Genomic DNA, 26,227 nt, shown 5'->3' with positions numbered 1-26,227 from the left:
TCAGGGAAACGGTCGAGAGGTAAGCGCAGTGGGAGGCGCGGTCGACTTGACCGTGTAGAGGACCGGGGTGGTTTCGAGCGCGTGGATGGCATCGAAGGATCCCAGGCGGCGGGTCAGATAGCGGTGCAATGCGGCCGGGTCGGGGCAGAGCGCCTCGGCGATCAGATTGGTGCGGCCGGTCGTGGCGGCGACAAACGCCAATTCCTCGTGCTGGGAGAGGGATTCGGCTACCGCGTCGAGCTGACCCGGAACGACGGTCGCCCACAGCAGGGCGCGGGTGGTGACGCCGAAGACGCGATCGTCGATGTCGACATCGAAGTAGAGCGCCCCGGCAGCCCGCAGGTCGGCGATGCGCCGCGCCACCGTGGACTGTGACCAGCCGGTGGCGCCGGCCAGGTCCGACAGGGTCGCGCGGCCGTCGGCACGCAATGCCGAGAACAGTGGCGCATCGGTGGGGGAGACCGGTTTATGAACGCCGGCCGGGGAATTCGGCTGTCGGCCGGCGCCGCACGAGTCTGAGCTGTGTATCTCGGCGTGCCCGGTTGGTCTGTGCGTCTCGGTCGTCCTGACCGAGTGGCGGTTGTCGGCGGATGAGCTCGCCGCGGCCGGAACCGGCGGCTCATCAGGGCCGAAAATATTGTGTGACAGTAGTTTCCGACGTTGTTCGGTGTCCAGAGTGGTCAGCCGACCGGGCCAGGCGGTCGGGCCGCCGAGGTAGGTGTGCAGTACGTAGTGCGCGGAAATTCCGGTGATGGCCGAGGTTCGAGGAAGGTCGTCGAGGAGCAGCGCGGGTGCGTCGGGACCGGGGCCGTCGACGATGAGGAAGAGTTCGGTCCCGCCGGAGGTGAGCATTACCCAGCTGGTGTCGCCGCGTCTCGCCAAGGCCTGCGCCAATTTTCGCGCAGCCGCCGGGGTGCAGGTGAGCCGGACCAGCCACTGGGTGGTGCTGGTGCGCCCCGGGTCCGGCAGCCCGACCACCCGTAGCCCGAACTCCGCGCGCAGGCGGCGGTAGCGGCGGGCGACGGTCTGGGTCGAGACGCCGAGCACATCGCCGATGCGGTTGAAGGGCACGCGACCATTGATGTGCAGGGCGTGGACAACGCCGCGATCCACCTCGTCCAGCATGGAAGAAATCATCGCAGATCAGGCTGATACGGAAAATATCTGCAATCCGGGACGCTGGATAGCCGCTATTCCGCGCCGTTCGCAGGATGAAGGAACGGGATACACCCGCCACCCACTGACGAACGGAGTACCCATGTTTCTCGTGACCGGAGCCACCGGCACCGTTGGCCGCGCGGTTGTCGATCGGCTGCTGGCCGAGGGCCTGCCGGTGCGGGCCGTCACCCGCCGCCCCGAGGCCGCCGGCCTGCCCGCCGGTGTGGAGGTCGTGCGCGCCGATCTCGGCGACGCGGACAGCCTGCCCGCCGCGCTGACGGGTGTCCACCGCGTCTTCCTGTCGACCTCGGGCCCCGAGATCCCCACGCACGACGCGAATCTCGCCCGGGCGGCTGCGGCCGCGGGTGTCGAGCACATCGTGAAGCTGTCCTCGGGTCGAGCCGGTGACGCGGCCGCGACCGACCCGATCCCCGCCTGGCATCGCGTCGGCGAGGACGCGGTGCGTGCGAGCGGGGTCGCGTGGACCATGGTGCGCCCCATGGGATTCATGTCCAACGCGCTGCACTGGGCGCCATTGATCCGTGAATCAGCCACCGTCCGTGCGCCTTTCGGTCAGGGCCGCATCGCGGTGGTGGATCCGCGCGATATCGCCGCCGTCGCTGTCGCGGCGCTCGGCGACCCGCCGCTCCATGCCGGCCGGGTCTACACGGTCACCGGTCCGCAGGCGCTCTCTCCGGGCGAGCAGACCGAGACCCTCGCCGAAATCCTCTGCCGCCCACTGCGATTCGAGGAGATCTCGGCCGACCGGGCACGGGCGGATCTGCTGCGCTTCGGGGTGGAGCCGGAGATGGCCGCGGCCATCATGGCCCTGCGCGCTACGGCGCTGGAGTCCTTCACCTCGGTGGTGCACCCGACGGTCGCGGAGGTCACGGGCCGGTCACCGCGAACCTTTCGGGAATGGGCCTTCGATAATCGTGCGGAATTTGCTGCCGCACAATAAGAATTGTTGCCTCCGAATAGCGAAAGGTGCTGCGTCGCCATTGACGCAGCACCTTTCCATTTCTTCCGGTAGGGGAAGGAGATTCGGGCTATTTGCCCCAGGATTCGATGAGGGCGGCGTTGGACTGGAGGACCTGGTTGTACTGGTCCTGCACGCCGAACTGCTCGGCGAGGCCGCCGGCAACGCTCTTGGCCTGATCGACGATGGCCTGGCGATCGGTCGGGAGGGCGGGGACGGGAGCCATGGCTTCGGGCTCCGGGGCGGCCTGGGGCTCGGGCTCGGTGACGCCCGCGCGCAGGTACCGGCCGCACACCGGCCAGGCGCCGGCGCCCTGGGTGGACAGCACGTTCTCGGCCACGCGGACCTGCTCGGCCTTGCTGGCGTTGGAGGCGAGGCCGGCGCCGCCGTTGGCGGCCCAGGTGCTCTGCGAGAACTGCAGACCGCCGTAGTAGCCGTTGCCGGTGTTGATACCCCAGTTGCCGCCGCTCTCGCACTGGGCGACGCCGTCCCAGTCGTGAGTCGGGGCGGCGGCGGCGGTTGCAGTGAAGCCGAACGGGACGGCAACAAGTGCGCCGGTGACGGCGGCGAAGCCCAGGACGCGAGTGTTGATCTTCCGGTTCTGTTTCATGGTGTTTTCCCTCCCTGCGCCGACCGGCCCGGCGCAAATGCTCCGCCGTGTCCCTGTCCCCAGGAGTCGGGGTGCCCGACCGCGGGACAGGGTTTCCGGAGTGCAGCGGTTCGGGTCGGAGCCCATCTCAGGTTTGATCCGGGCCGGAACTGACGATAACGAGTAAATCTCGACAGATCACGTCTTGATAACTTCAGAATTGCATGAAGCGAATGACCCGAAAAACGGCGTTGATGCAGGTTGGCTATGCTGCAAATGCCAATCCCGATCGGTCTGTTATCTGGTCGTGATGTGATTCAACTCACCAAGAATTTGTGACTCCGGTCACGTTTCGTGCCCAAATGAGCGGCCGACCGTGCGCGCGAGACTCTCAAATGGAAGATTTTCACCCTGATTACTCCGCTTTAAGGGCAACCGTCCGGTCTGATTCGCTCCGCCGCCCTCGCTCACCCTGCTGTCTTGGGCCTCGGAACCCGGCTTGACCAGCGGATTTGGTGCATCTCCCGGCCCGTGTGTAATGTTGTGTTCACCGACGCGGGGTGGAGCAGCTCGGTAGCTCGCTGGGCTCATAACCCAGAGGTCGCAGGTTCAAATCCTGTCCCCGCTACTAATGAGGGCGGTCCTGGCCAGTAGGTCCAGGACCGCCCTCAATCTTTGTCGAGGTTCTCGGCAGCGGCGCTCGCATCAGCCCGAAACCTTTGGAATCGACAGGTGATCCGCGTGCCCTGTAAAGCGGCGCTACCACACCCAGTCTCGGCACCGCCTACTCGCCGCCGCGGTCACCGACGAGTTGCTCACCGTGTTGCCGCTGCGTCTGGTCAATCATGTGCTGCTGGCGTTCCTTGGCGGCATCGTCGGAATCCTGTGGCGCTAGCCGACCCGGGCGGCGCTCGGGTCACGTGAGTATCGCGATCCCTCGCGAAGGCGAGGGATCGCGGCTCGACAACCCCTCAGCGCTCGACCGTGTGCTCCGCGTTCTGCTGCGCATCGCCGGCCTCACGGGCCGCGGTCGTTATCGGGCCGCGCAGGCACAGGAAGAACAGGGCCAAACCGACGGACAACAGGATGTGGCCGAGTCCGGCGATACCCGAGATGGCAGGACTGACATCGTGATTCAGGACCGTGAGGATGCCGTGCGCGACCATCATGGCCACGGTCACGACCAGCCCGGCGTTGTAGGTCCAGAAGAAGGCGTTGAACCATCGGCCGGAGGTCAGCGCGAATTGCTTGTCCAACACGATGACGATGAGGAAGAACAGCGTTCCGAGCGCCAGGACGTGGGTGTGGGTGGCGGTGAGCTGTGAGCTTCCGGAAAAGTCGTGGGCCTTGGTGAATTCGCGGTAGAAGAACCCTAGGACGAGTCCCAGGACTGTGTAGCAGACGGCGGCGTAGTACGACTTCCTCATCGGCTCTCCATGGTGGATGTTCGGTGGGTGCGGGAATTCAGGATGGTCGCGCTCACCAGGCCGAGCGCGAGAAAGGCGGCGGCCACGCCCAATGCGGTCCTGGTGGCGTCGCCGAATCCTTCGGACAGTGCGGTGGTGACCCGTGGTCCTGCGGGTCCGAGTTGTCCGGCGTCGCCTTGTGCGCGCAGTGCGGAGATCACTCCTCCGGCCGAATCTCTGGTCGCGGTGACCAGGTGCTGTGCCGTTGGCGGCGGCAGCTGGGTGACCGATTCCAATCGGTCGGTCAGGTTGTGCGCCAACCCGATCGACAGCACTGCGCCGAGAATGGCGGAGCCGAGTGCCGCACCGAGCTGCCGGACGGTACTCTGCGTCGCCGAACCCTGGCCCGACCGCTCCGGCGGGATGTCGGCCAGTACGGTGCCGGTCAGCTGCGCCGAGGCGAGACCGAGTCCGGCGCCATACCCGGCCAGCAGCACGGCGAGCAGCCAGGGCGAGACCGTCGAGGAGAGGAGCAGCGCGACCACGGCGACGCCCACCGCCTCGAGGGCCAGGCCCACGATCACCGTTCTCGAGGCACCGAGCACGGCGGCGATGTGCCGGGCGGCGGCACCGGATCCGAAGGCGCCCAAGGCCATTGCGGCCAGTACCAGGCCGGCGCCCAGCGTCGACAGGCCGAGCGCGTTCACCAGGAACAGCGGCAGCACGAGCAGCAGGCCGAATTCGCCGATCGCCACGGTCATCGCGGTCAGATTGCCCCAGCTGAAGGTCGAGACGGAGAACAGGCTCACGTCCAGGATGGCGGACCGGCCCACCCGCGCCCGGTGTCGTTCCCAGATTACGAACAGCACCAACGCGACCACGCCGATCAGCCCGATGACCGGAACCACCGAGATCGGAGCGCTTCGCGGCCAATCGATTCCGAGGACACTGAACGCGGAGTTCGGCCGCCACCAGCCCAGGCTCTGACCTTCGATGAGTGCGAAGACGACCCCGCCGAACCCGATCGCGCTGAGCAGTAGTCCGTCGACGTCGAGCCCGGGTTCGCTGACCGCGGCCTTGGTTTCGCGCACCGCGAGCAGGGTGCCGATCAGTACCGCCGCCCCGATCGGGACATTGACGATGAAAATCCATCGCCAGCCGAAGTAGGTGGTCAGGCTGCCGCCGAGGAGCGGGCCCACGGCGGCCATGCCGGAGATGACCGCGCCCCACACCGCGAACGCGATGACGCGGTCCTTGCCGCGGAAAGTGGCGTTCACGCTCGACAGGGTGGCGGGCAACACGAACGCTCCGCCGACACCCTGTACCACACGCGAAAGGATCAGCGCCGCAACGCTCGATGCGACGGCGGCCATCAGGCTGCCCGCCAGGAACACGAGTACGCCGAGCACGAACATCCGGCGCCGGCCGAGCCGGTCGCCGAGACGGCCCGCGGTCAACAACAGTGCGGCGAACACGACCGAATAGGCGCTGTTGACCCACTGGGCATCGGTCAGATCTAGGCCGAGATCGGTGACGATCACCGGCAGGGCGACGCCGACGATGGTGCCGTCCACGACGATCAACGAGAGCCCTGCGGCGAGGACACCGAGCCCGATCCACGCGCTTCGGTCGGCCCGCGGCACCGAGTCGGCCGCGGTACTTGGATCGATCTGCATTGTTGCGATTCTGCGAGCTCGGACCGGCCGCCGGTAGATTCGATCGGTCCACGCCGGACCAACCTTCGAAGGAGTCCCGATCGTCCGATCGGCAACCCGGCGAAGGGGACGACGGCTCCGTGCACCGGGTTCGGCCGGCGTGGCTCGGTCCCGCCGTCGATGTGACCGCCGGTGGTCGTGGCACAGGGCTTTCGAAGGTGTCGTCTCAGGACGCCAGGCCGGGGTTCTCCACCGGGGCATCGGGAGCGGGGCGGGCGGGGAGTCGCGCGGAATAGATGGAGTAGCCGTCGAGGTGTCGCACGACCATGGTCGCCGCGACCGTGGCGGCGATCATGGCGGGGAGGATGGCGAAGCCGCCGTGGGCGAGTTCCAGGGCGCAGGCCAGTCCCACGCCGCCGCCACGGGCGATGAGCAGTCGCTGCTGGGCGGCGCTCAGCCCGAACCGGCGGCTCAGCACGCTGCCCCGGGCGCCGCCCATCAGCTTGGGCGCGGCTTCCCGGCCCAGCGCCGCGCCCAGCCCGATGACGATCTCGGTGGTGACCGCGGTGCCCAGGCAGCGGCGGAAGGAGGGATCACCCGCCCGGTATGCGCCGCGACGTAGCACGTCATTCGTGAACCTCCGAATTCCTCAGCAAGCACACAGACAATTCGGGAGCGGAGCTTGGGTTTCGGTCGTTGAATGGGGTAGTGCTGCAGGACAGCACCCCGTGAGACGGAGTCCCAGGAGGTCCGGTCGTGCACACCGAAGCCATCGAGGTGAGGGATGTCGCCGCTGTCGACGCCGAGGCGCAGGCGCGGCTCGGCCTGGTGGCCGGGGCGGGGGTGAGCCGGCTGGGGCGGCGCACGATCAATGCGGACGCGTTCGCCGCGTTCACCGATGCGCGGCTGGGGCGGAGTGCTTTCGTGGTGGCGGACGGGGTGGGGGATCATCTGGCGGCGGCCCGGGCGGCGCGGCTGGTGGCGCAGACCGCGGCGCGCGCGGCGGTAGGGGACGGTGCGCAGGCCGGAATCATGGCGGCGCAGCGGGAATTGCTGCGCGAGCTACCCGAGTCGAGCGCGGACAGCGTGCTGGTGGTCGCAGTAATGCCGAGCAGTGGTCAGCTGGATGGTCCCTGCGATATCGCCTGGGTGGGCGACTGCCGGGCCTACCGGTGGAACGGCCGCGTGCTGCACCGCACGACCACCGATCACACCGTCGCCGAGTACTTCCGGGCGCGCGGGCACGACCCGCTGCCGGGTATGCGGCATCTCGTCACGACCTCGGTGCGGACCGTGCAGCCGGGTGATATCGGGCGCGCGGCCACCGGGTCGAGCGCGGGCCGGCTGCTGCTGTGCACCGATGGGGTGGGTAAGAAGCTCGGCATGCCGATCATCAAGTCGATGCTGTCCCAGGGGACTTCGGCGGGTCACACGGCGGAGGCGCTGGTGGGGACGGCCCTCGGTCGCGGCGGCACCGACAACGCGACCGCACTGGTGGTGGACGCGAGCCGCTGAGCCGGGCGGGTATTTCCCCGAATTCGCACATTCTGGACGGGTGACCAGGTAGCTTGGGCCCGAATTTGGCAGTGCGCAGCATCGGGGTTCGCCGTGGCAGACAGATCGACATCCATCCGTAGTCACCTCGGCGGTCTGCTCCGGCACAAGCCGTGGGGATCCGCGTTCGCGCGAGCCTCGATCGTGCTGCTCCTGGTGGTGCCGACACTGGTCTCGGCGGTCTACATGTGGATCATGTGGGATCCGGAGCTGTACCTGAAGCAGATTCCGGTCGCCGTCGCCAGCGACGATGCCGGCGGCATCTCCGACGGCAAGGCCCAGAACATGGGCACCGAGATTCTCGACAATCTGGTGTCCAGCGGTGAACTCCAGTTCCACCGGGTCAGCAGCGCGGAAGCGGTGCGCGGGCTGCGGGAGAGCCGGTACGCCTTCTCGGTCGTCATTCCCTCCGACTTCACCCGGAACGTGCTGAGCGTGACCGATCCCGTGCCACAGCATGCTCGGATCATGGTCTGGTACAACGACTTCAACGGCACGCTGGGACCCGCGGTGGCCAATAGCGTTGTCACCGAAGCGCAGAGCCAGATCGCGGCCACCATCGGGCGCGGTTACGCCGGTCAGGTCCTGGTCGGAGTCAACAGTCTCGGCTCCGGCCTCGGCGACGCCGCCAAGGGGGCGACCCAACTGGCCCAGGGCACCACGCAGCTCGCCGACGGCTCCGGCCAGCTGACCGCCGGACTCGACCAGGCCGCCACCGGTGCTGCGCAACTCGTGACCGGTACGGGCCAGCTCCATACCGGCGCGGTCCAGCTCGCCGACGGCGCGAACCAATTGGTCACCGGCACCGATCAACTCGGCTCCGGCGCGCGGCAGATCCGCGACGGTGTCGACCAGGTCGTCACGCCGCTGCTGGACGCCCTCCAACCCGCCGGACGGCTCGCAACCCAGCTCGATCCGCTGCTCGACCAGTTGAGCAGGAACCCGGACCCCGCGGTGGCCGACGCGGTCACCCAGTTGAAGAGCCTCATCGGCCAGGTACGGCCCGACGACCCCGATTCCCTCGTCGGCCAGCTGACCCAGTTGCGCGACGGCACACAGGAATTGGCCCGGCAGCTCACCGACCCCAAGGCCGACTATCGCTCCGGCGTGCTGGCCCTCGCCGACGGCAGCGCCCAATTGCGCGACGGTACAGCACAACTCGGCAGCGGCGCGAACGACCTGTCCACGGGCCTCGACCAGCTGGTCGCCGGTGGCCGCGACCTCCGGGCGGGTGTCGCCCAATTGGGCGACGGCGCAACCCAGCTCGACAACGGACTGCGCGACGGTGCGGCTGCCGCACCCCACATCGCCGACCCCAACGCCTCGGCCGACATCATGGCCCAGCCCGTCACCATGGACATTCGCAACCAGGAACCCAGCCAGCTGGTCCGTGATGGCGACCGCAGCCACAAGGAGATCGCCCGCGGCGCGGGCCCCGTGCTGGTAGTGATGGGCTCCTTCCTCGCGGCCATCGTCCTGTGGATGCTGGTGCGCCCCTTGCGCGGAGCCGCCCGCGGCCGCTCACCCTGGCGGCGCGCCGCCGGCCCCGTCCTGCGCGGCACCGCGGTCGGCGCGGTGTGCGTCATCGTCCTGTCCGCCCTCGCTGCCGGTTACGGCAGCTGGCTCGGCTGGTCCCCGCAACAGTGGCCCGCCATGATCGCCGTCATCGCCCTCGTCGGACTGGTGGCAGCGGTGACCGCTCAACTGTTCGTCGTGCTCTTCGGCCGCGTCGCCGGTTCCATCGCGGCCTTCTCGTTCTATATGTTCCAAATCTTCGCCTTCGGCGGCGTGTTCCCCGCCGGCACCACCCCGCTCCTGTTCCGCCCCTTCAAAGACATCGCCCCCATGACCTTCGCCCGCCGAGCCATCATCCGCGCTGACATCGCCCTCTACGACCGCATGTTCTGGACCTCCATCGCGGCCCTGCTCCTCATCCTCACCGCCGCCCTGGCGATCATGATCGCCGCCCGCTATCTCGCCACTCCCGTACCCGATCCGGCCCCCGCCGATCGCACCCCCGAAACACTGCACCCGATTCCCTCCCGACCCTGAAAACCGGCTCTGACCAGTCGATTAGGTTCCTTTCCCCATTTGTGTGTAATGTTGTGTTCACCGACGCGGGGTGGAGCAGCTCGGTAGCTCGCTGGGCTCATAACCCAGAGGTCGCAGGTTCAAATCCTGTCCCCGCTACTAGGCCAAACGGCCCGGAGCCTGTAGGTTCCGGGCCGTTTTCGCGTTGGTTTGGCATCACGTTTGGCATCATTGGCCAAACTCGGTGTCATGGATGTGGTGCCGTCGCAGGGGTTTCGCGGCGTTCCAGCATGTAGCTGGCGGCGAGGTCGGCAGCATATTCGTCCATGCCGAGCGTCTTTCCGAGCAAGGTTGGTCGGAGACAGAGGAGCGCGGCACGTATGCCGAGCGTCCAACCAAACATCATTGCTTTGTCGTGGACATCTTGCTCGTTGGTGTCGGTGGTGACCGTATAGGACATTGGTGCGGCTACCAAGCAACACAACAAAAGCCCCACGGACGCACCACTCGAGCTACGCGGCGTTGGGTCTCGAGGAGAGGGCCGCGCCCGGGTGATCAAGCTTCGGCGGCGGCTCCGGTGACGAGGGCGGCGATGCGGGCGAGACTCGCCTGCATGGATTCGCGATTTCGGTCGGGGAAGCCGACCAGCTCGATCAGTTCGGGCAGCAGGTTGGTGGAGTAGTCGAAGGTTTCGCGGACCAGGGTGCGAGTGGGGGCGACGGGGTCGGGGTGAAGTTCGTACCGCCAGACGTGGCGGCCGAAGTTGCACCAGGCGATGCGGTGGGGCTCTTCGAATTCCAGCACCGTGTTGGTGAGTTTGCCGAGGTGGACAGCGGCTATCGAGATCTGGAGGAACGTGGAGGGTGCGAGGTCGGTGGGTATGAATCGCATACGGGTGGTGAACTTGGCGCCGAGATGGAGTCGCTCGGGTGCGGTGGCGTCCGGGCGTCCGACCGCGCCGGAACCGTCGATCTCGTGGTGGCGGCGCGGGTCGGCGAGGATGTCGAAAATGGGTTCGGGCGCGGCGTCGATGAGCCGTTCGACTACGACCCGTCGGTGCTGGGTGTCCACGCCTCGAATCGTACTGTGGCTCAACGACACCGGGCCGGAATATCGGCTTCCGGACCGATCGGCCGTGTTAGGTTCGACCGGTGGACGGGAGGGAAGCCGCTAGACCCGGGCGGATGCCGCTGTACTGGAATTCCTCGATATGGCGGCGCTTGTGGGATGTCTACCTCGTCGGTGGCTGCGCGAACGCCGTGCTGGTGGTGATACTGCTCGATCGCTACAGCCCGGGCAACCGCCTCGGCGCGGCTGTGGCGATGGCCGGCATAGCCGCGTGGTACTTCGCATTCGGGCACAACTTTCTGCAGGCCCGCGCGTTCGGTCCGCGCGCCTGGCTGTTCTCCGGTGGGCTCATCGGCCTGTATGTCCTGGGCCTGTATTTCGCGCCGGGTGCGGTCGCGGTGCAGCCCATGGTCTACCCGTTGCTGTTCATGACACTGCCGCTGACCGGTGCGGTCACGACGGCGCTGTTGGTGAACGTGCTGCCGATCATTCTCGGCCTGATCGCTTACGGCCCGCATTCGCCGTTGCTGCCGGTGGCCATCGCCATCTCGTTGGTGGCGTTCGTCATGAGCCCGATCATCGGCGTGTCGATGGTGTGGATCGGCACTCAGAGCGGCGAGCAGGCGGCGCTGCTCGATGAACTGGCGGCGAGTCGCGAAGAGGTGGCGAGACTGTCCCGGGAGGCCGGTACCGCTGCCGAGCGCGCCCGGCTGGCGCGAGAGATTCACGATACATTGGCTCAGGGTTTCGCCAGCATCGTGGCGTTGGCTCAGATGATCGAATTCACACTGGAAACCGACACGCCCGGGAAGTCGCCGTCGGAGCCCGAGCTCGCGACCGCCCGACGGCAGATCAACCTGATTCGCAGGACGGCACAGGAGAATCTCCGGGAGGCGAGGGCCATGGTCACCGAACTCACCCCGACCGCGCTGGTCCGTGGTTCGCTGATGGAATCCATTCGGCGCCACTGCGATCGGTTCACCGACGAGACCGAGATCGTGGTAACGGTGATGGCCACACCGGAGTTGCCGGAGTTGCCCACGGCGGTCGAGGTGGTACTGCTGCGCGCGACCCAGGAGGCACTGGCGAACATTCGCAAGCACGCCGACGCGACCGCCGTGCAAGTCGAGTTGTCCCATGCCGCCGATACAGTTCGGCTTGCGGTGACGGACAACGGAATCGGCTTCGATCCCGACCGCGACCACGATGGATACGGGTTGTCCGGGATGCGGGATCGGGTTGCCCAGATCGGTGGTGCGGTCGTCATAGCGAGCCGGCCGGGAGCTGGCAGCTCGGTTCGTCTGGAGGTGCCCGCGTGATCACCGTCATGTTGGTGGACGACCATCCGATGGTCCGAGAGGGCCTGCGCAGCATGCTCGATACCGATGCCGGCATATCCGTTGTGGCAGAGGCTGGTTCGGGTGATGAGGCGCTGGCCTCGATCGAAACGGTGCGGCCCGATGTCGTGCTGATGGATCTGCGCATGCCCGGTCTCGACGGAGCCACCACCACCGAACGGATCCGGGTATTGCTACCCAGCGCGAAGATCATCGTGGTGACGACCTACGAGACCGATTCCGACATTCTGCGGGCAGTAGAATCCGGGGCGGTCGGCTATCTGCTGAAGGGCGCGACGCGTGCCGAACTGATCCAGGCGGTGCGGTCGGCGGCCCGGGGCGAGACGGTGCTGGCCCCCTCTGTCGCGGGCCGCCTGTTCCAGCATGCGCGCAAACCTATTCAGGCGACGCTGTCCTCGCGCGAGCTCGAGGTGCTCACCTGCGTCGCGCGCGGTATGACGAACCTGGAGATCGGGAGTTTCCTGCATATCAGTGAGGCCACGGTGAAAACCCATCTGTCCCGGGCCTTCGCCAAGCTGGACGTCTCCGATCGCACCGCGGCCGTCACGACCGCGATCGCACGGGGGCTGTTGACCGAAGTCCACCCCACGCCACGGTCAACGGACGTTTGAGCGCCGGCGCGCCGCGGCGGATCATTTGACGATCTCCCGAGATCCGCGAGACGACAAGCACGTCGATCGCGCTCTTACGGGCGACCGCGTCCACCAGCGTCGGCAGCCCGAAGCGTCGGTAGCGTCGAGATCCGCTGTCGCCCAGCACGATCAGGTCCGCACCGGTCTCGGCGGCTGCTGTGAGCAGCGCCTTGTCCGGAGTGGAGGCGATCGCGCAGCGCGTGATGCTAGGCGCGGCCAAGGCCGCCGCCCGCTCGCCCGCCTGACGCACCAGTTCCTCGGCCGGGGTGCCGCCGTGGAGAAGATAGGCCTCCCGGCCGAGGATGTCGTCCAGGACCGCCGGCTGCCTGCCACCACCGAGGTAGCCGGTGACGAGGACCAGCCGCGCGTCGTTCTCGGCCGCGATCAGGGCGGCCGTATCGACCGCCAGGTCCGACGCGGCAGACCCATTGACTCCGACGACGATTGTCCGGTAGTGCTTCAGAACCGCTGTCATGCCTCAATGTTCGCGTCCGAGCACTGTCCGCCACGACGTCCATGCGGCTGAATTCGGCTGTCGGCCGAACGGCCGACATGGTGTCCGTCTTCGGCCCGGTGGGAGTCATCCGAGTCCGGATAGCCGAGAGGCGGCGGGTCCGGGGACACGCCGCTTCGATCGTATAGCGCTGTCGGGCAAGCCGCTACGCGCTGTTCTTCCTCGGCCTCGCCGTCAACAGCGCACGCCGACCCGCATTGCCGCGCCGGAGCAGTTCGGTCAGTTCCTGCGAACCGGTGGCCAGCGCCTCGGAGGCCTGGGCCAGCTCGGCGGCCAGCTCTGAGAGCACAGCCGCCACCTCGGCCGCGTTCGAGTGCAGGATCTCGGTCCACAGTCCGCTGTCGCCCGCGGCGATTCGGGTGGCGTCGGTGATGCCTGTGCCGCACAAAGCCAGCAGCTGCTGGTCCGCACCCTCGAGGGTGCCCGCCAGAGCCGACGAAATCAGGTGTGGCACATGGGATGTACGCGCCAGGGCCCGGTCGTGCGCGGATTGCGACATCTCCACCGGCCGGGCACCGCACAATCTGATCAACTCGGTAACCGCGCCCACGGCAGCCGGGTCGTTCGCCGGGTGCCGGGTCAGTACCCAGGCCTTGTCCCGGAACAGCGCCTCCGATGCGGCGTGCGGTCCCGAACGCTCACTGCCGGCAATGGGATGCCCGCCCACATAGCTGGTCAGATCGCAGCCGAGTGCCGCGGCTTCGGCCAAGGGCCTGGCCTTGACGCTACCGACATCGGTGTAGGCCCGCGCGGAGCGCCGGGCTTGTTCCTGGGCCAGTACCACCGCGATGCTGCGTGGGGGAACTGCGAGCACGGTGAGATCCGCTGTGCCGGAAGGACGTCCGACCGTGCCCGCGCCGAGCGCCGACGCGGTGGCCGCGGCCTCGGCATCGCAGTCGACCAGATAGGTGTCGACGCCGCGCCGTCGCAGCGCCAGGGCGACCGAGGTGCCCATCATGCCGGTGCCGACAACGATGACTGTACGCAGTCTCCGGCCCGGACCTGTGGTTTCGGCCGAGCGCGCGTTCATGAGCGCCAGACGGTCGGGCAGAACCGTGGATCGGAGTAATCCGGTCGCCCGTCGATCCTGCGGACCAGTGCGTCGTGGTTGTAGGCCACCAGGCTGCCGTCGCTGAGCCGGGCTTCCTGATAAGTGTTCGTGCCGTCCTGCAGATGCAGCGAGACGGCGCGCCGCGGTTGCGCGCTGAGGTTCGCGCCGCTGCCGTGATAGGTGCGGCAGTGATGGAAACTCATGTGCCCCTTGGGGATCTCCATCGGAACGGGTGTCACGTCGGCGCCATTCCGGGTCGCGTTCTCGGCGAGCATGTCGTCGAGCTCGCCACGCTCTCGATCAGCAAAATGCTTTGCGGTGCTGTCGCGTTCGCCGAACTCCTGCCAGCGGTGACTGCCGTCGATCATGGTGATGGTGCCCATCTCGATGGTGCAGTCGTGGAAGGGTATGAACGCGGTGAGCATACTGGTGGAGCTCGAGGTCGCCCAGTAGTGCTTGTCGAAGTGCCACGGCACCAGATTCGTCGCCTCCCCTGCGACAGGGGGCTTGTAGATCAGGGTGGATTGGAAGATCCGGATCTCCTCGGCGGCCGCCAATCGCGCCGCTGTCGCACCGATCAGCGGATTGCTCAGGATCGCTCCGAAGACATCGCTGAGATAGTGGATGTAATCGTTGTGCCGCTGTACCGGACCGTGTCCGGGTTCCCAGGCGGCCAGTCGTGGCGGTCGCGCCGGCAGCTCCCGGTCGCGCTCACCGTCGTAGAAGCGCTCGCTGGCTTCGTCGAGCGCGTCGATTTCCTCGTCGGTGAGTAGCTTCTTGCTCAGATACCAGCCGTGCTCGGCATAGAAGCGCACGTCCGCGTCGGTGGGTAGCAGTCTGCGCTGCGCGGCGGTGAGCTCGAATTCGGTCGTCGTCATCGATCTTCCTCCGCGCTCGCGGTGACCAGGTCTGATTCGGCATGCGTGGCCTGCACGGCTTCATAGAGCGCCTTGATATTTCCGCTGCCGAACGTCTTTGCGCCGTGCCGGTCGATGAGTTCGACGAAGAAGGTCTCTCGGGCATGCATGGACCTACTGAAGATCTGGAAGACCTCGCCCCAGTGGTCACGGTCGACAAGGACGTTCGCATCCCGCAGGCCCGCGATGCCCAGTCCCGGATTGTCGAATCGCAGTGGCAGGTCGTCGTAGTAGCTGTCCGGTGTCTCGAGGAATCGGGCCCCGTAACCTTCGAGGGCCTTTACCGCCGTGAGAATGTCGTCGGTGAGGAAGGCCAGGTGCTGGACACCGGCGCCGCGATGGGCGGACAGGAACCGGTCGATCTGGCCGGGCGCGAACCTGATGTCGGGCTCGAGCAGCGTGAAGGTCACATCCGTCGATGGGCTTTGAACCACAATGGAATTCATGGCTTGCTCACCCACCTCGACGTGTTCCTCGAAAATGGTCCGGAAATCGAAAACCCGCGTGTAGTAGGCCACCGTCGCATCCAGAGTGCCGGCCGGCAGGCAGACCGCGATATGGTCGACGACGCTCAAGAGTCGCTCCGAGACGGCCGGATCGGGTTCGACCGACTGGATCGCACCGGGCAGGAATTCACCGGATCGCGATGTGCGCTCGACGAATCGGTGGCGTACATCCCCGAAACCACCGACCTCGGCCACGACGACCGTGTCTCCGTCGAGTTCGTAGGTACACGGTGCCGCGAGAGGCTGCGCGCCCAGGGCGACGGCCTCGTCGAAGGCCGCCGCCGCGTCCGCGGTTTCGAACGCGATGCACGAGACTCCGTCACCGTGCGCCGCCACATAGTGTGCTGCCGGATGGTTCGGATCCAACGCGCAGGTCAACAGCAGCCGAATATCGCCATGGCGCACCAGCACCGAACGCTGCCCTGCCAATCCGGTCTCCGGCCCGCCCCGCCCGACAGTGCGGAAATCGAAGGCGGTGCACAGGTAGAACGCCGATTGGTGCGCGTCACCGACATAGAACTCGACATGGTCGATTGCTCGGATATCCATAGCTTCTGGCCTTTCGCCTACTGCGTCCCTGCGCTCGATCGCAGGATCGCGAGATTGCGCACCGGTTTGCCGGTGGCTGTGCGGGGCATCTCCCGCAGCACGTGCAGCGCCTTTGGCTGTTTGTAGCGTGCAAGTTGGTGCCGCAGAATCGCGTTGATCTCGAGGTCCCGGAGGTCTCCGGCGCCCGATACGAAGGCCTCGATCTTGTCCTCGTACAGCACGACGGCTGCCTCGACACCGGGTATCTCCAGTAGCGTCCGTTCGATCTCGCCCAGGTCGACCTTCAGCCCGCGTACCGAGACCTGGGAATCGCACCGGCCGAGCACGGTGATGCGGCCGTTGCCGGCGTCGACCAGTCCCGCGTCGCGGGTGTGGAGCCAGCCGTCGGCCCAGCGCGTCGGATCGACGGGCCCGATGTACGGCGATTCCGGCAGAGCAACCAGCAGTTCGCCGCCCTGCTCACGGATTTCGATGCCGGGCGCGGGGGTCAGCCGCGGAAGATCGGTGCCGGTGAGATCGGTCGCCAGCACCCCGGTCTCCGTCATGCCGTACATCAGCCCCAGGTCGGAGCCGAAAGCGTGGGTGAAGCGCTCCCGCAGCGTTGCCGGCAACGCCTCACCGCCGGTGATCATCCGGTCCAGCCTTGCCGGACCCGACGCCGGTCGCGCGGCTCCGGATCCGCCGCCCGGGTGGTGCGAATCCACCAGCATGCGTGCCTGCGACGGCACCCCGAGCAATGTGGTGGGCATCGAGTCGGCGGCGACCGCGTCCAGGACTCCCTCGACGGAGAGGGACTTGGGGAGCACGGTCGGCACCCCCGCGCGCAGATTGTGCAGCAGGCCGCCCACCAGCCCGAGCACATGCAATGGCGACGCGATGACGACGGCGCGCTCGCCCCGGTCTGGATAACCGGGGATACGTGCGTAGCGCTCGAGTTCGGCGATCAGACTCGGCGCCGTGCGCGCGATGAACTTCGAAGGACCGGTCGACCCCGAACTGAGCTGGACCAGTACGTGCCCGGTTGTCGCCGGTCGGCCGGCGCGGCGCCGAATCACCGGGGTCACCCCGAAATACCCGGTCAGCCTGGCTTCCGGACGACGGTCGGGCAGTACCACCAGCTGCGGATCGAGCGCGGTGAGCGCCCGCTCGGCTTCGTGTTCGGTCAATCGATAGTCGAGCACCATCGCCTGGGCGCCGATTCGCCAGGCGGCAAGCAGGGCAGCGATGTAAGCGAGTGAGGGCGGCAGGTGCAGCGCGACCGTGCCCGCTGGGCGCAGGCCAGCCGTCATCAGCGTCTTCTGCTGGGCGCTCACATGCGCGCGCAACGTATCTCGATCGATATCACGATCGAGGGTCAGGCAGATCTCATGGCCGGGTCCGGCGAGCAGTAATTCGTCTGCCCAGTCGTCGCCTGAAGTCGATTTCGAAAGAATATGTGGTTGCACGATTTCCCCGATCCACATCCGGTGCCATGAACCTTCGTCGATCGCTATCACCGGGCGTAACCCCCTAACTGTCCCCCTAGTCGAATGAAAGTATCTCTGTCACACGGCATTACATAGGGGTCGTAACCGCTAGGGGTTGGCGCATCGGCGGAATTCCGGTAGACAACCGAACAATGTTGCAGAGCACGCGAAAGCCCGCGGCGAAGCCATTTCGCAGCGATGAGACAACAGATTCCGGATTGCCGCTGACCGCGGCCGGATTGGAGGAGCGGGCCAGGCAGCTGATGGCCGACGGCGCTTACGCTTTCGTCGCCGGCGGTGCATCGGCCGAACGAACCCTCCGTTGCAATGTCGAAGCATTCGAACGCTACCGAATCGTTCCTCGAATCTGGCATGGTGCGGTGGATTCCGGTGCGCCCGAGACCGCGGTGACTGTACTGGGCACCGCGTTGGCGGCGCCGGTCCTGGCAGCGCCGATCGGTATGCAGGAATTGATATTCGACGGCGGTGAGCTGCTCGTCGGCGCGGCCACCGCCGACCTCGGGATCGGGTCGGTGTTGTCGACTTGCGCCTCCTCCACCATTGAATCGGTCGGTCCGGAATCGGGTGCGTCGTGGTGGTTTCAGCTGTATTGGCCCGCCGATGACGACCTCGCCCGATCCTTGGTGGAGCGCGCCGAGCGAGCGGGGGCCAAGGCGATCATGGTCACGGCGGATACGCCTGGCATCGGGTGGCGCCCGCGCGCTCTGGCGGCCGGTGGGCCGTCGCTTCTGTCCGGCCGGGGACTGGCGAACTATCTGTCCGACCCGGTGTTCCGGTCCCGGCTGGCCGAGCCGCCCGAAAGCGGTGAAGCCGCCATGCAAGCGGCAATCGAGCTGTGGGAGGGCATCTTCGGCAATCATGCCGTCCGGCCCGATCATCTGAAGCGGCTGCGCGGCTGGACTGGCTTGCCCATCGTCGTGAAGGGCGTGCTGCACCCCGATGACGCTCGTGCCGTGGTTGCGGCGGGCGCGTCCGGTGTGGTGGTGAGCAACCACGGTGGCCGTCAGATCGACGGTGCGGTCACCGCATTGCAGGCGCTGCCCAGGATCGTGAAGGCGGTGGGCGAACGGGCGGACGTGCTCTTCGATTCCGGGGTACGGACCGGTTCGGACGTGATCATCGCACTGGCGCTCGGGGCGAAGGCGGTACTGTACGGTCGGCCCTGGGTCTACGGGCTGGCGCTGGCGGGCCGGGCCGGGGTGGCGCATGCGTTCCGACTGCTGCTCGAGGATCTGCGGATCACCATGGGGCTGGTCGGTGCGGCGAATGTCGCCGAGATCGCGGAGTCTGTCGAGCTGGTCCGGGCGGAGCCGTGACCGCGGTAGACGGGGCGGACGGGGTAGTTCGTCGCCGAATAGCCTTTGTCCCCGCCCCGCCCGTACGCCCGGATGCGGTGTTCGAGCCCAATCCCGTCGCGGCGGTGCTGGGCGCGCGGTCGTCCTGGCAGCGGTCACTGTGCCTGCGGCTGCGCGCCGAGGGTTGGACGGTGTACACGGAAACCGGTGATATCGGCGACCGGCTCGACGTGGTGCTGTGGTCGATGCCCGCGACGGCGGCTGGTGCGGAGGTAGCGCTGGATCAGCTTGCTCGAGTGAATTACGCCGTAGGTCAGTTGATTACGAGGTTGGAGGGGACTGCCACCGCGGGCCGGACGGCCTTCCTCGCTGTGACCCGTATCGACGGAGCTCGTGGTCTGCGCAGCCCGGCTCGCGCCGGTGCGGTGGTCGCGGGGGTATCGGGCCTGGTCAAAACGATCGTCCGCGAGGCTCCCTCGATGTTCGCGCGGGCGGTCGATCTGGACCCGTCGCTGGACGACGAAAGGGTGAGTGCTCTCATCCGCGCCGAATTGCACGATGACGTAACCGATCTCACCGAGATCGGCTATGACTCGTCCGCCCGGCGCGGCACCGTCGCCGCCTCGGAACCGATAGCCTTCGATCACGTCGACGGTCTCGACCTCGATGGGCGCGACACGATGCTGGTCACCGGTGGTGCGCGCGGCATCACAGCGGCGTGTGTGCGTGCGCTGGCCGCCCGTTGCGATGCACGCTTCCTGTTGCTGGGCCGTACGCCACTGAGCCCCGAGCCGGGCTGGGCCCACGGGGTCGGAGAAACCGAGTTACGTGCGGCGTATCTCGCCGAGGTCCGCCACCGGCCGGACCGGCCCACCCCGGTCCAAATAGGTGCGACGGTCAAGGCGGTGATCGCCGGGCGTGAGGTGTGGCGGACGCTCGAATCGGTCGACCGCGCCACGTATCTCGAATGTGACATCGCCGATCGCGCGGCCCTGCATCGGACGCTTCACCCCTGGCTGCCCGAGGTTACAGCGCTGACGCACGGCGCCGGCATTCTTTCGGACCGTTTCCTCCGGGACAAGACCCTCGAGGAGATTCTCCGTGTGCTCGATGCCAAACTGACCGGACTGTTGCACCTGTTCGACGTGCTCGAGACCGACCGGCTTCGACATCTGGTGCTCTTCTCGTCGGTCGCGGGATGGTACGGAAACTCCGGACAGGCCGACTACGCCAGTGCGAACGAGGCTCTGAACCGTCTCGCGGTGTGGTTCGGAGGCTCCTCCGATTGCGTTGTGAGCGCCGTCAATTGGGGCCCCTGGGAGGGCGGCATGGTGGGACCGGCGCTGGCTCGGCTGATTCGCAGCCGGGGCGTCGAACCGATCGCCGCCGAAACCGGCGGGCGGCTGTTCGCTGATCTGTTCGCCCGGGACCGGCGTGGTATCGCGGTGGAACTGATCGCCCCGCTCTCGCATCCGGACTTCGCTCGTGGTTCGAGTATGCACCAGGCGCCCTAGCGGCACCGCGTGTCCACCGATCGGCTGACAGTCGCATTCAGCCGCTCGGGCGTCGCGGGGGAGTGGCCGCTCCGGCAACGATGGAGGCATGACCTCGTACGTGGACTCCCGTCCGGGTCGGCGCCACCTCGCGGCGATTCGGCACAGTGGAAAAGCCGTTGTGTCGCAGCACGATACCGGGCAACGTGGGGCGGCGGCGGCTGACAGCACGGCCGCCGGTTCCGGTGAGGCGTCGGGGTTCGCGATGGGGTGCACTCGGAGTACCCCTATTCCGTGGCAGTCGCCGACCGGGGCGCGGGGGATGCGCACGGTCGCGAAGGCGCTTGGCGATCGTTCGGGGAACGGGGGTCATACCTGATGTGCATGGCAATGCGATGGCGGATTGCGTTGCACCACAGGCATGTAGGGGGTTGACGCCACTGTGGGTGCACAGTGTTAGGTGTATCACTACAGAGTGCGGACAATGCGGTTTGGCTCTGTATTCGGTGGGGGCGAACATCCGTTCGACTATTGAGTTGCGCGGCTCGGGCGCTATCTGACTATGGGGAGACGGTCAATTGAAAGCTACGGCTGCGAACTACTACAGAAACGATGATATTTCAGAACTGGCGAGCGGTGCTACTCCGATAGCAACCCCGCACCACTGTGGGATCTGCCGCCACGGGAAGTCCTGCTACCTCCAGATGGTCCGCGAGGGTAATCCCAACGGGCGCTGCGCCCGCGAGCGGCGCGCGCTGGACTTTCTGCGTGAGGCGACCGTCGCGCAGATCTCGGTGGTCCGGGCGCTGGTGGTCATCGAGGAATCGGCATCGGAGGGTGTGCTGGTCTCGATGCTCGGCATCAGTCCCGAAAGCATGCGCGACTATCTGGATCAGCTCCGGGCCGCCGATGTCGTAGAAGGCCTGCGCCTGCACAGTCGGCGCGTGAAGGACGTAGTGCTGCAGGCCATTCCGCTCGATATCCGCCGCCGCCTCCACCACGATGCGGCGGCGGCGCTGTATCGGGCCGGTGCGGCGGAGACGGCCATCGCGACTCAGATCGTACGGGCCGGGTACGCGCGCCACCCGTGGGCCTTCGCCGTACTGCAGGCCGCGGCCGACTCCGCGGTTCGCGCGGATCGGATCGACTCCGCGGTGAGCTACCTCGAGGCCGCTTACCGGCTCGCCTCGGGCCCGGACGAGAAGGCCTCGGCCACCACGCAATTGGTACTACTGGAATGGCGCGCGAATCCGTCGGCCTCGACCAGGAACTTCACCCGTATGGTGACCGCCCTGCACGCCGGGCACAACCCCGTCCGGCTGCTTCCGGCACTCGCGCACTATCTGCTGTGGCACGGTCGGCTCGACGACGCCGAGATCGCGCTGCGTGATCTCAAACGCCGCGCGACGGCCTACTCGGACGTATCCGGCTCGGCGGTGCGCTACCTGCGGACCTCGCTGGCGTACGAATACCCGGCCATGGCGGAGCGGCACGAGACACAGCTGGCCGCCGTCCAGGCGCGGATCACCGCCTCCGACAAGCTGGCCGCTGTGTGCGGCGACGTGCAGCTCGAAGCCGCGACGCTGGTCGACACTCTGCTGGGCGGCCGAATCGACGCCACGCTGGTGGAGGCCGCCGAGGCCGTGTTACGGGAGAATCGGCTGAGCTCCGATACCGTACCCGCGCTGGCCGTGGCGCTGGACTGCCTGATCTATGCGGACCGGCTCGACACCGCGACCGCCTGGTGCGATGCCCTGGTCGCGGAGGCGGAGGCGCGCGGCACCTCGACCTGGGGTGCCATCTTCTCGCTTCGCCAGGCCGAAGCTGTGCTGCGGCGCGGCGATCTGGAGACCGCGGAGCGTTTCGCCACCCAGTCGCTCAACCATGTGCGGGGCGAGACGCTGGGCAACCTGTACGGGCGGGCGGTGGCCGTGGTCGCGAAGATCATGACCGCCGCGGGCAACCATGATCAGGCCGAAGCTCAGCTGCGCCAGCGGTTTCCGGATTCGATGTTCGAATCTCGCTATGCCCTCGACTTCTTGCATGCCCGCGGTCACCACCTGCTCGCGACCGGCCAGACCGCTTGCGCGATGGGCGATTTCATTCAGGCGGGCCAGCTGGCCAAAAAGTGGAGGCTCGACAATCCGGTCGTGGTGCCGTGGCGCAACGATGTGGCGATGGCCCACCTGCGGCTGGGACAACCGGATCTCGCGCACCACTACGCGACCCAGCAGCTGGACCTGGTCCGCCGCTCGCCGGTGCGTCGCAGCGGCGGCGTCTCCCTGCGCCTGATCGCCGCGACGGTCGAGCCCGCCGAGCGTATCGAACTGCTCGAACGTGCCGCCGATATCGCGCGGACGATCGGGGATCAGCTCGAACTGGCGACCGTTCTGGCCGAACTGGGCTGGGCCGAGGAGGAAGTGGGCAACCGCTCGCGCTCGCGTGCACTGCTGCGTCGCGCCACGCAGGTCGCCAAGACCTGCGGCGCCCGGCCGTTATGGCAGAGCCTCACCGGCGGCGATGCGCAGCAGTCGGCCGAGCCGGCGGATCCGGCCCCGGCGACCCACGCCGTCGAGCACCTGAGCGCCAGTGAACTGCGGGTCGCGGAACTCGCTTCCGACGGCAGGCGCAACAAGGAGATCGCGCTGCAGCTCGGCATCACCACCAGCACCGTCGAACAACACCTGACCCGGGTCTATCGGAAATTGAAGGTTTCCCGGCGAACCGATCTCCGCCGCGCGCTCAACAGGCTCGCTGTCCCTCTAGAAAGGCGAATGAACCCATGATCGAACTGACAGATGTGGTGCGGCAGTATCGAATTGGCGGTGAGGAGGTACGCGCCCTCGACGGGGTGAGTTTGCGCATCGAATCCGGGCAGTTCGTCTCGGTCGTTGGTCCATCCGGTGCGGGCAAGAGCACCCTGTTGCATATCCTGGGCGCGCTGGATTCACCCGACTCCGGGTCCGTGCGGTTCCAAGGCCAGGAGATCGCCAACCTCGGCGACGACGCGCAATCCCAATTCCGTAGGCACAGTGTCGGTTTCGTCTTCCAATTCTTCAATCTGCTGCCCACGATGTCGGCGTGGGAGAACGTCGCCATCCCGCAACTGCTCGACGGCCGCCGGCTGCGGCAGGTCAAGCCGAAGGCACTGGAACTGCTCGAAAAGGTCGGCCTCGGCAACCGGGCAGACCATCGGCCCTCGGAGCTGTCCGGCGGGCAGATGCAGCGGGTGGCGGTGGCACGGGCACTGATGATGGACCCGCCACTGATCCTCGCCGACGAGCCCACCGGCAACCTGGACTCGAAGACCGGCGCCGCGATCCTCGAACTGCTGGCCGCCATAGCCCACCAGGACGGCGATCGCGCGATCGTCATGGTCACCCACAGCGATGCGGCGGCCGCGGTAACCGATCGGGTCCTCACTCTCACCGACGGCCGGCTCGGCGCCGACCGTCTACTGGTCGCCGAGGAGCTTTCCGCATGATCGGGACAACCTGGGACCGCTTGCGGCTGTTGAACGTTCGTGAGCTCCGCATGCACCCCGGGCGGGCGGCGGCGGCGTTCGCGGTGGTGGCGGTGTCCGCACTGCTGCTGGTCGCGGTGTTCAGCATCTCCGGGTCCATCACCGGTTCGGCCGAGCGACTGGTCACCGGTGTGGCCGGGGACGCGGATCTCGAGATCTCCGGTATCACCGAGGGCGGTTTCGACGCCACGGTGGTCAAAGACGTCGCCGCCGTACCCGGTGTGACCGTGGCTGCGCCGCTGCTGCGCATGCCGGTCGCATCCAACTCCGGACGTACCCTCCTGATCGGCGCCGATGCCAATATCACCAAGCTGCACAGCGCGATGGAGCGGCTGCTCGCGGACAAGATCGGCCGGATGGCCAGCGTGCCCAACGGCGTGGTGGTCGGCGACGCGATGGGTGTCGGGGAGGGGGATTCGTTCGAACTGAGCGGGCAGAAGCTCACCGTCACCACGGTGGTGAGCGGAGCCGACGCCGACCGGCTCAACGGTGGGCACTTTGTCATCGCCCCACTCGTGCTGGCGCAGAAGGTGAGCGGGCGCGCCGGGCAGATCGACTCCGTCCTGGTCATCGCCGACCCGAGCCAGAAGCTCGCCGACGTGCGGTCCCGAGTCGATGACGCGGTCGGCAATCGAGCCTTGGTGGCCTCCCCGCACGCCCGTATCGAACAGGCGGCGGCGGCGATCGCGATCATGCGCACGACCACCCTGCTGGCGGCGGCGGTATCGCTGGTGGTCGCCGGATTCTTGATCTACAACGCGATGGCGATGGCCATCACCCAGCGCCGCCCGACCATCTCCACCCTGCGGGCCCTGGGCGGCCGCGGTCCGGTCATCGTGGTGGATCTGCTGTTCGAGGCTGCCCTGCTGGGCTTCCTGGGCGGAACCGCCGGGGCCATCGCGGGCACATTCGTCGGCCGGTGGGCCATCGACCGACTGCCGCCGATCCTGTTGCAGTCCCTCGAGGCTCGGGCCGAGTTCATCCTGCCCTTCTACGCAGTTCCGGTGGCGATCGCCGCCGGTGTCTTCGCGACCGTCGCGGCAGCGCTGGTGGCGGCGCGCGCGGTGTACAAGGTCGCGCCGATCGAGGCGCTGGCGCCCGTGGGCACCTCGTCCGCCGACGTCCCGCCAATGTGGGTCCGGGTGCTGATGGGCGTGCTCGGCGCAACGGCGATCGCGGGATCCGTGGTCATCGCTTCCTCGGATGTCGGCCTGCTCGCCACCGCATCGGTGTCGCTGTACGTGATCGCGGTCATCGGCGTGTGCTTCGGGTTCGGCTACACCATGATTCGCGGTTCGGCGGCGGTCGCGCACATGTTCGGCGCGCCCGGCGCGCTGGCCGCCGCCACCATCATCCGTTCGCCGCGGCGCATCTGGACCACCCTGATGTCGGTGCTGATCGCGGTGATGATGGTGTCGGGAATCTCCAGCTCCGACAACGACATCGTCGAGACCACCACCGACGGCTACGCCTCGCTCACGGGAGCGGATGTGTGGGTGAGTTCCAATGCGCCCGGTGTGCTCCCGACCTCGCCACTGCTTCCCGACTCGGTCGAGAGCACGGTCGCGGCACTGCCGGGCGTCGAGAAGGTGGTTCCGACGCAAATGGCCTTCGCGACCATCAACGACAAGAAGGTCATGATCCAGGGCGTCGCGCCGGGCACCGTGCACCCTATGCTGTCCCACGTCAGCACCCAGGTGCGCGATCAGGTGCTGTCCGGTGCGGGAGTGCTGCTGTCCCAGGACAGCGCCAAATCGCTGGGCATCGGCGCCGGCGCCACCATCGAAATGCCGACTCCGCACGGCCGCAAGCAAGTCCGCGTCATCGACGTCGTGCCGTACCTGTCCGGATTCACCGGGGCGCTGGCCATGAATCTGGATCAGCTGCGCACCTGGTTCGACCGGCCGGGCTCGACGCTGCTCCAGGTGCAGCTCACCGATGCCGCACGACCCACGGCGGTGGCGGCAATCCAGGCCGCGGTGCCAGCGGACGTGCATGTATTCTCCGGCGCGACAGCGCTTTCCAGCGTGCGTGCGTCGGTGGTGCAGGGCACCTTCCTGATCAATGTGATCACCTGGATCGTCGCGATGGTGGCGACCATCGCCCTGCTGAACACTCTGCTGCTGTCGGTGCTCGAGCGGCGCCGAGAGATCGGGGTGCTGCGCGCCATGGGAGCCAGTCGACGCTTCACCCTGCGCATGGTGCTCGCCGAGGCCGGCGGTGTCGGCATCGTGGGCGGTGTGCTCGGGCTGATCTTCGGCGCGATCTATCAGTGGCTGGCGGCCATCACCAATTCGAAGATCCTCAATATCGACATTCCGTATCACGCCAGTCCGCTCGTGCTCGCCTTTGCCGCCGCGGCACTGGTGATCTGTCTACTCGGTTCGGTGCCGCCCGCGCTGCGTGCTGCCCGAGCCAATATCGTCGCGGCTGTGAGCATCGATTGACATGGGGGTTCGGCA

22 protein-coding genes and 2 tRNA genes are annotated in these 26,227 nt (G+C 67.2%); 12 read left to right on the top strand and 12 right to left on the bottom strand.

The window, feature by feature from the left end; translation table 11 throughout:
• Entirely contained in the window at nt 1-1,137 is a 1,137-nt protein-coding gene (locus tag ABZ909_RS16555; protein WP_356999934.1) for an Lrp/AsnC family transcriptional regulator, read from the bottom strand.
• A gap of 121 nt (nt 1,138-1,258) precedes the next feature.
• On the opposite strand from ABZ909_RS16555, the gene ABZ909_RS16550 reads away from it, so the two are divergent.
• Nucleotides 1,259-2,119, top strand: a complete 861-nt coding sequence (locus ABZ909_RS16550) for an NAD(P)H-binding protein (protein WP_356999932.1) — start codon at nt 1,259-1,261, stop codon at nt 2,117-2,119.
• Nucleotides 2,120-2,207: 88 nt separating this feature from the next.
• On the opposite strand, the gene ABZ909_RS16545 is transcribed toward ABZ909_RS16550, so the two are convergent.
• The gene (locus ABZ909_RS16545) at nt 2,208-2,747 is read right to left on the bottom strand and encodes a transglycosylase family protein (RefSeq protein WP_356999930.1); all 540 of its coding nucleotides are present in this window, start codon (nt 2,745-2,747) and stop codon (nt 2,208-2,210) included.
• Between the two features lie 533 nt (nt 2,748-3,280).
• Between ABZ909_RS16545 and ABZ909_RS16540 the strand changes: the two genes are divergently transcribed.
• Nucleotides 3,281-3,354: transfer RNA gene (locus tag ABZ909_RS16540), tRNA-Met, on the top strand.
• 343 nt (nt 3,355-3,697) lie between these two features.
• Here ABZ909_RS16540 and ABZ909_RS16535 read toward each other — a convergent pair.
• From ABZ909_RS16535 to ABZ909_RS16525, 3 genes are all read right to left on the bottom strand, one after another.
• The gene (locus ABZ909_RS16535; RefSeq protein ID WP_356999927.1) at nt 3,698-4,153 is read right to left on the bottom strand and encodes a DUF2871 domain-containing protein; all 456 of its coding nucleotides are present in this window, start codon (nt 4,151-4,153) and stop codon (nt 3,698-3,700) included.
• A complete protein-coding gene (locus ABZ909_RS16530; RefSeq protein WP_356999924.1) occupies nt 4,150-5,808 on the bottom strand; it encodes a DHA2 family efflux MFS transporter permease subunit in 1,659 nt (552 codons plus the stop codon). Before ABZ909_RS16530 ends, ABZ909_RS16535 begins: the two co-directional genes overlap by 4 nt.
• A 205-nt stretch (nt 5,809-6,013) precedes the next feature.
• The gene (locus ABZ909_RS16525) at nt 6,014-6,412 is read right to left on the bottom strand and encodes a chloride channel protein (RefSeq protein ID WP_356999921.1); all 399 of its coding nucleotides are present in this window, start codon (nt 6,410-6,412) and stop codon (nt 6,014-6,016) included.
• 131 nt (nt 6,413-6,543) lie between these two features.
• On the opposite strand from ABZ909_RS16525, the gene ABZ909_RS16520 reads away from it, so the two are divergent.
• The 3 genes from ABZ909_RS16520 (at nt 6,544) to ABZ909_RS16510 (ending at nt 9,531) form a co-directional block, all read left to right on the top strand.
• A complete protein-coding gene (locus ABZ909_RS16520) occupies nt 6,544-7,302 on the top strand; it encodes a protein phosphatase 2C domain-containing protein (RefSeq protein ID WP_356999919.1) in 759 nt (252 codons plus the stop codon).
• Between the two features lie 93 nt (nt 7,303-7,395).
• On the top strand, nt 7,396-9,393 hold the full coding sequence (locus ABZ909_RS16515; RefSeq protein WP_356999916.1) for a YhgE/Pip domain-containing protein: 1,998 nt from the start codon (nt 7,396-7,398) through the stop codon (nt 9,391-9,393).
• Between the two features lie 64 nt (nt 9,394-9,457).
• Nucleotides 9,458-9,531, top strand: a tRNA-Met gene (locus ABZ909_RS16510).
• 88 nt (nt 9,532-9,619) lie between these two features.
• Here the strand turns inward: ABZ909_RS16510 and ABZ909_RS16505 are convergent.
• Together ABZ909_RS16505 and ABZ909_RS16500 are read right to left on the bottom strand one after the other, a co-directional pair.
• Nucleotides 9,620-9,832, bottom strand: a complete 213-nt coding sequence (locus ABZ909_RS16505) for a hypothetical protein (protein WP_356999914.1) — start codon at nt 9,830-9,832, stop codon at nt 9,620-9,622.
• A gap of 95 nt (nt 9,833-9,927) precedes the next feature.
• Nucleotides 9,928-10,443 (bottom strand): SRPBCC family protein, encoded by a 516-nt coding sequence (locus ABZ909_RS16500; RefSeq protein WP_356999911.1) that lies wholly within the window; start codon nt 10,441-10,443, stop codon nt 9,928-9,930.
• A gap of 113 nt (nt 10,444-10,556) precedes the next feature.
• Between ABZ909_RS16500 and ABZ909_RS16495 the strand changes: the two genes are divergently transcribed.
• Both ABZ909_RS16495 and ABZ909_RS16490 read left to right on the top strand, forming a co-directional pair.
• Nucleotides 10,557-11,759 carry a sensor histidine kinase gene (locus tag ABZ909_RS16495; protein WP_356999909.1) on the top strand — a complete coding sequence of 401 codons (1,203 nt, stop codon included), beginning with the start codon at nt 10,557-10,559 and terminating at the stop codon, nt 11,757-11,759.
• A complete protein-coding gene (locus tag ABZ909_RS16490; protein ID WP_356999906.1) occupies nt 11,756-12,409 on the top strand; it encodes a response regulator transcription factor in 654 nt (217 codons plus the stop codon). Before ABZ909_RS16495 ends, ABZ909_RS16490 begins: the two co-directional genes overlap by 4 nt.
• Here the strand turns inward: ABZ909_RS16490 and ABZ909_RS16485 are convergent.
• The 5 genes from ABZ909_RS16485 to ABZ909_RS16465 all read right to left on the bottom strand — a co-directional run bounded on the left by ABZ909_RS16485 (nt 12,342) and on the right by ABZ909_RS16465 (nt 17,430).
• Nucleotides 12,342-12,905 carry a universal stress protein gene (locus ABZ909_RS16485; protein WP_356999904.1) on the bottom strand — a complete coding sequence of 188 codons (564 nt, stop codon included), beginning with the start codon at nt 12,903-12,905 and terminating at the stop codon, nt 12,342-12,344. The genes ABZ909_RS16490 and ABZ909_RS16485 overlap by 68 nt on opposite strands.
• 184 nt (nt 12,906-13,089) lie before the next feature.
• Nucleotides 13,090-13,974 (bottom strand): prephenate dehydrogenase, encoded by an 885-nt coding sequence (locus ABZ909_RS16480; RefSeq protein WP_356999902.1) that lies wholly within the window; start codon nt 13,972-13,974, stop codon nt 13,090-13,092.
• Nucleotides 13,971-14,873, bottom strand: a complete 903-nt coding sequence (locus tag ABZ909_RS16475) for a phytanoyl-CoA dioxygenase family protein (RefSeq protein WP_356999899.1) — start codon at nt 14,871-14,873, stop codon at nt 13,971-13,973. The genes ABZ909_RS16480 and ABZ909_RS16475 overlap by 4 nt, the downstream gene beginning before the upstream one ends.
• Complete coding sequence (gene hppD, locus ABZ909_RS16470) at nt 14,870-15,967, bottom strand: 4-hydroxyphenylpyruvate dioxygenase (RefSeq protein ID WP_356999897.1); 1,098 nt, start codon at nt 15,965-15,967, stop codon at nt 14,870-14,872. Before hppD ends, ABZ909_RS16475 begins: the two co-directional genes overlap by 4 nt.
• A gap of 17 nt (nt 15,968-15,984) precedes the next feature.
• Complete coding sequence (locus ABZ909_RS16465) at nt 15,985-17,430, bottom strand: fatty acid--CoA ligase family protein (protein WP_356999894.1); 1,446 nt, start codon at nt 17,428-17,430, stop codon at nt 15,985-15,987.
• 155 nt (nt 17,431-17,585) lie between these two features.
• Between ABZ909_RS16465 and ABZ909_RS16460 the strand changes: the two genes are divergently transcribed.
• From ABZ909_RS16460 to ABZ909_RS16440, 5 genes are all read left to right on the top strand, one after another.
• On the top strand, nt 17,586-18,770 hold the full coding sequence (locus ABZ909_RS16460; protein WP_356999891.1) for an alpha-hydroxy-acid oxidizing protein: 1,185 nt from the start codon (nt 17,586-17,588) through the stop codon (nt 18,768-18,770).
• Nucleotides 18,771-18,847: 77 nt separating this feature from the next.
• A complete protein-coding gene (locus tag ABZ909_RS16455; protein WP_356999888.1) occupies nt 18,848-20,263 on the top strand; it encodes a KR domain-containing protein in 1,416 nt (471 codons plus the stop codon).
• A 683-nt stretch (nt 20,264-20,946) separates the two neighbouring features.
• Nucleotides 20,947-23,028: a helix-turn-helix transcriptional regulator gene (locus ABZ909_RS16450; RefSeq protein WP_356999887.1), complete on the top strand. Its 2,082-nt coding sequence runs from the start codon at nt 20,947-20,949 to the stop codon at nt 23,026-23,028.
• The gene (locus tag ABZ909_RS16445) at nt 23,025-23,726 is read left to right on the top strand and encodes an ABC transporter ATP-binding protein (protein ID WP_356999884.1); all 702 of its coding nucleotides are present in this window, start codon (nt 23,025-23,027) and stop codon (nt 23,724-23,726) included. Before ABZ909_RS16450 ends, ABZ909_RS16445 begins: the two co-directional genes overlap by 4 nt.
• Nucleotides 23,723-26,212: an FtsX-like permease family protein gene (locus ABZ909_RS16440; RefSeq protein ID WP_356999882.1), complete on the top strand. Its 2,490-nt coding sequence runs from the start codon at nt 23,723-23,725 to the stop codon at nt 26,210-26,212. Before ABZ909_RS16445 ends, ABZ909_RS16440 begins: the two co-directional genes overlap by 4 nt.
• The last annotated feature ends 15 nt before the right edge of the window (nt 26,213-26,227 follow it).

It is taken from the genome of Nocardia sp. NPDC046763 (genome assembly GCF_040645495.1).
Classification (GTDB): domain Bacteria; phylum Actinomycetota; class Actinomycetes; order Mycobacteriales; family Mycobacteriaceae; genus Nocardia.
The sequence above is the reverse complement of the archived record's forward strand: the minus strand, read 5'-3'. Positions and strand labels throughout refer to the sequence as shown.